Origin of the sequence: Caballeronia pedi (genome assembly GCF_001544915.2) — a bacterium.
GTDB classification, from domain to species: domain Bacteria; phylum Pseudomonadota; class Gammaproteobacteria; order Burkholderiales; family Burkholderiaceae; genus Caballeronia; species Caballeronia pedi.
The window spans coordinates 1-4,015 of record NZ_FCOE02000096.1 but is presented as its reverse complement, the minus strand read 5'-3'; the positions used below and the strand labels follow the sequence as shown (position 1 = coordinate 4,015).

The 4,015-nt window shown below is 62.8% G+C and carries 3 protein-coding genes and 1 pseudogene; 2 read left to right on the top strand and 2 right to left on the bottom strand.

Annotation, left to right across the window (positions count from 1 at the left end; translation table 11 throughout):
• Positions 1-182 precede the first annotated feature (182 nt).
• Positions 183-1,184: an HpcH/HpaI aldolase/citrate lyase family protein gene (locus AWB80_RS42585; RefSeq protein WP_061180588.1), complete on the bottom strand. Its 1,002-nt coding sequence runs from the start codon at positions 1,182-1,184 to the stop codon at positions 183-185.
• 175 nt (positions 1,185-1,359) lie between these two features.
• Positions 1,360-2,346, bottom strand: coding sequence for a malate dehydrogenase (locus AWB80_RS42580; RefSeq protein WP_061180587.1), 987 nt, complete (start codon positions 2,344-2,346; stop codon positions 1,360-1,362).
• A gap of 592 nt (positions 2,347-2,938) precedes the next feature.
• Between AWB80_RS42580 and AWB80_RS42575 the strand changes: the two genes are divergently transcribed.
• A complete protein-coding gene (locus AWB80_RS42575) occupies positions 2,939-3,736 on the top strand; it encodes a GntR family transcriptional regulator (protein ID WP_061180586.1) in 798 nt (265 codons plus the stop codon).
• Between the two features lie 169 nt (positions 3,737-3,905).
• Positions 3,906-4,015, top strand: a pseudogene (locus AWB80_RS42570) (succinate dehydrogenase, cytochrome b556 subunit); the annotation flags it as partial.

The following is a 4,015-nucleotide window of genomic DNA, read 5'->3' as shown; positions in this document are numbered from 1 at the left end:
TTGCCGACCGTGCACAACGCGGTATTGCCCGCGGTCACGCCGGACAGCGCGACGGATTTCTTCGGCTTGAATGCGCCGGTTGCGGGTGCGTCGGTCGATGCGGTATCGGTCATGCTCTCCAGTCTCCTTACGTACGCGCGCAATGCGGCGTTACTTGTTGTGCTTGAAGAACGCGCTCGTGCTCATGCCTCTGAAGCCGGCGCGAAGAGCGGCGCGCAATCGTCCGGGATCGCCTGGCCGGTCGCGTGCGCGCGGCGCAGCACCGACCAGTAATAGCGATAACTCGCGCGGTCGTGCAGCGTGTCGCCATGACGCGTCGGGCCCCACTGCGCGCGCTGCGCGTCGAGCAGGATCGCGGCGGCGAGCGCGATTTCTTCCGCGCGCGGCGAGAAGGCCTCGACGATCGGCCTGATCTGGTCCGGATGGATGCTCCACATGCGCGTGTAGCCGAACTCGTTGCGGGCGCGCCCGGCATCGTTCGCGACGATGCTCATGTCGCGCACTTCCGTCGACACATTGTGCGACGGCACCTTGCCATGCGCGTGACACGCAGCCGCGATCTCGAGCTTCGCGCGCCGCACGAGCGGATGCTCGAACTGGCCGGGCGAGCGCATCGCGGTATCGGGAATCGCGCCGTTGTGCGCCGAGACGAAATCCATCAGGCCGAAGCTCAGCGATTCGACACCGGGCAGCGCGGCGAGTTCGAACGCTTCCACGAGCGCGCCATGCGTCTCGATCAGCAGATGACAGGGAACGGGCTTCTGAATGCCGAATTCGCACCGCGATGCTTCGATGAAAGCCACCATCTCGGCGGCATCGAAGACGCTGCGGATCTTCGGCAGCATGATGTATGCGGGCGCTTTCTTCGCGTGGCGCAGGATGATGCCCACGTCGTCGCGCCACGCGCGATGCTGAAAGTCGTGGATACGCACGCCGACGCGCCCGAAGCGGTCTTCCTCGCCACCCACGAACGATGCGACCAGCTCCGCATGTTCGACCTCATGACCGACCTGCGCACCGTCTTCGCAATCGAGCGTGATGTCGAATACCGGGCCGAGTTGCGCCTGCAACGCCAGCGATTTCTTCATCAGCTTCTCGCTGCCGGCGTAGTGATCGCAGGGCGGGAGCACGGCGGGTTGCGGTTCGCAGTCAAACAGCACTTCGGCGGGAGTGAGAGCGCGCATTGTCGGCGTCGGGTCCGAGTTGGGGAAGTGAATTCGAACTTGGCTCATGCTTCTGATTCGGCCGCGCTCGAAAGATCTTCAGGCGGATCTTCAAGCGCGATCGGATCAGGCGCGAACGCTTGGGCGTTCGCGCTGACGGGAAGCGCCTCTCGCGCTTCCCTTTCAAACGAGGTGCTTACTTGCCGAGCAGATGCGCGACGCCGTCACGCTCTTCGAGCAGCTCGTTGAGCGTGCCGTCCATCTTCTCGCGCGAGAACGCGTCGATTTCCAGGCCTTCGACGCGCTTGTACTCGCCGTTTTCGCACGTGACGGGCACGCCGTAGATGATGTCTTCCGGAATGCCGTACGTGCCGTCCGACGGAATGCCCATCGTGACCCACTTGCCGTTCGTGCCGAGCACCCAGTCACGCACGTGATCGATGGCCGCGTTGGCCGCCGATGCCGCCGACGACAGGCCGCGCGCTTCGATGATCGCAGCGCCGCGCTTGCCGACGGTCGGGATGAACGTGTTGCGGTTCCATTCGTCGTCGCTGATGAGCTTCGTGAGGTCTTGGCCTTCGGCGGTCGCGAAGCGGAAGTCCGGGTACATCGTCGGCGAGTGGTTGCCCCACACGGCGAGCTTTTCGATCGACGCGACCGGCTTGCCCGACTTGGCGGCCAGTTGCGACAGCGCGCGGTTGTGGTCCAGACGCAGCATGGCGGTGAAGTTCTTCTTCGGCAGATCCGGCGCCGACTTCATCGCGATGTACGCGTTCGTGTTCGCCGGGTTGCCGACGACCAGCACCTTGACGTCGCGGCTCGCGACATCGTTCAGCGCCTTGCCCTGAACCGTGAAGATCTCGGCGTTCGCCGACAGCAGGTCCTTGCGCTCCATGCCCTTCGAACGCGGACGCGCACCGACGAGCAGCGCGACGTCTGCATCCTTGAACGCGACCTTGGGATCGTCCGTGACGACCACGCCGGCGAGCAGCGGGAATGCGCAATCTTCCAGTTCCATCACGACGCCCTTCACGGCGGCTTGCGCTTGCGGCAGATCGAGCAACTGAAGAATCACGGGCTGGTCTTTGCCGAGCAGATCGCCGTTGGCGATGCGGAACAGCAGCGAGTAGCCGATTTGACCTGCGGCGCCGGTGACGGCAACGCGCTTTGCGGACTTAGCCATTGAGAACTCTCCTGGACGATGCGTGGAACGCTAGGGAAAACGCCATTTTATGCGCGTTACGCAAAGCGTTGATGAAGACATGCCGGCCATGCCGTGTGCGAATCTGCGAAAGTGGGCGCCACGTGGCGTTGCGCGCGTTCATTCGTGGATTCGCGCCGCGTGAATGAATGAGCGGGCGTGACTGCCATGTCATGAATCCTTCTTCGAGCGAGAGGCGTGCGGAGTTGTTCAGGAAGGACGCGGGGATTTCGCTCGAGTCTGACGGCAACGCGCCCATCCGATAGGGCGCTTGACGTTGCGAGGCATGGGGCAGGCAGCGGGGCGCGAATCGAATGGCCGATCGGCGTGAGGCGAAAGCGAAAGGGCGTGCCTGGCGGTATGGTGCGCGATGCGTGGCTGCCGCGATCCGAGATGTTCCCGAGGCCGAAAACACGCTGACCGGCGGTTCCTGCGCTCTCGCAACGACCCGCAAACCCTTGCTCGCCAAGGAGTGTAGGATTGCCGGGGGGTAAAGTCAACACTATCTTATGTCTTATATAAGACATAGGAATCTGCGGGAAAAGTCTGGACGCGTGGCGGCCCTTGTGTTGAAATGCGCGGCATGAATTCCAACCCGGCGAGCACGACGACCCCCAACGGCACTGCACCGGCGGCTGAGGCCGCGAGCACGCCGTCGCCGACGTTCAGCCCACTGTATCAGCAGATCAAGGCGCTCATCACGCAGGGACTCGAGTCCGGCGAGTGGAAGCCCGGCGAGATCATCCCGAGCGAGGTCGAGCTGGCCGCGCGCTACAAGGTGAGTCAGGGCACCGTTCGCAAGGCGATCGACGAGCTCGCCGCCGGCAATCTTCTCGTTCGCCGCCAGGGCAAGGGCACGTTCGTTGCGACGCACAACGAAGATCGCGTGCAGTTCCGCTTCCTGCGCCTCCTGCCCGACGATGGCGATGTTCATCCCCATGTAAGCCGTCTGCTCGAATGCAGACGCCTGCGTGCGCCCGCCGAGATTGCGCGCCAACTGGATCTGAAGCCCGCCGATCCTGTCGTTCTTATCAAGCGCTTGTTGCAGTTTGATGGCGTAACGACCGTATTCGATGAAATCTGGCTGCCCGGCGCGGTTTTTCGCGGCCTCACGGCCGAGCGTCTCGCGGAATACAAGGGCCCGCTGTACGCGATGTTCGAGACCGAGTTCGGCACGCGCATGATTCGCGCGACGGAAAAGATTCGCGCTGTCGCCGCCGACGAGACCGTCGCGCAGTTCCTCGATGTCGCGCAGGGCTTCCCGCTGTTATCGGTGGAGCGCGTGTCCTATACGTATGGCGATCGCCCGGTCGAAGTTCGGCGCGGCTGGTATGTCACGACCGGTTATTTCTATCAGAACGACTTGAGTTGAACGAATGAAGACGGGGTCGCGCGCACTGGCTGAGTTCGCGCGGAATGCGCACGTCAGGAAGGCCATTTTCGCGTACTGAGCAAGAGTCTCTTCGACGGCTTTTCGCTGCAGCGCGAAATAAAAAGGCGCTAAAATCGCGGATTAGTGTATTAACAAGTTGGGGTCTAGCATGGCTGAAGCCGTAAAAAAACCAAGGCCCGAGTACCGGAACATCGGAATCGGCCAACTCGCGAAGTATCGCTTGCCGCTGGCAGGGAAAGTATCCATCCTGCATCGCGT

Excerpts from the sequence above, each read along its gene's own strand:
- AWB80_RS42585 (WP_061180588.1), bottom strand. The coding sequence starts at position 1,184 with ATGCGCGCTCTCACTCCCGCCGAAGTGCTGTTTGACTGCGAACCGCAA.
- AWB80_RS42580 (WP_061180587.1), bottom strand. The coding sequence starts at position 2,346 with ATGGCTAAGTCCGCAAAGCGCGTTGCCGTCACCGGCGCCGCAGGTCAA.
- AWB80_RS42575 (WP_061180586.1), top strand. The coding sequence starts at position 2,939 with ATGCGCGGCATGAATTCCAACCCGGCGAGCACGACGACCCCCAACGGC.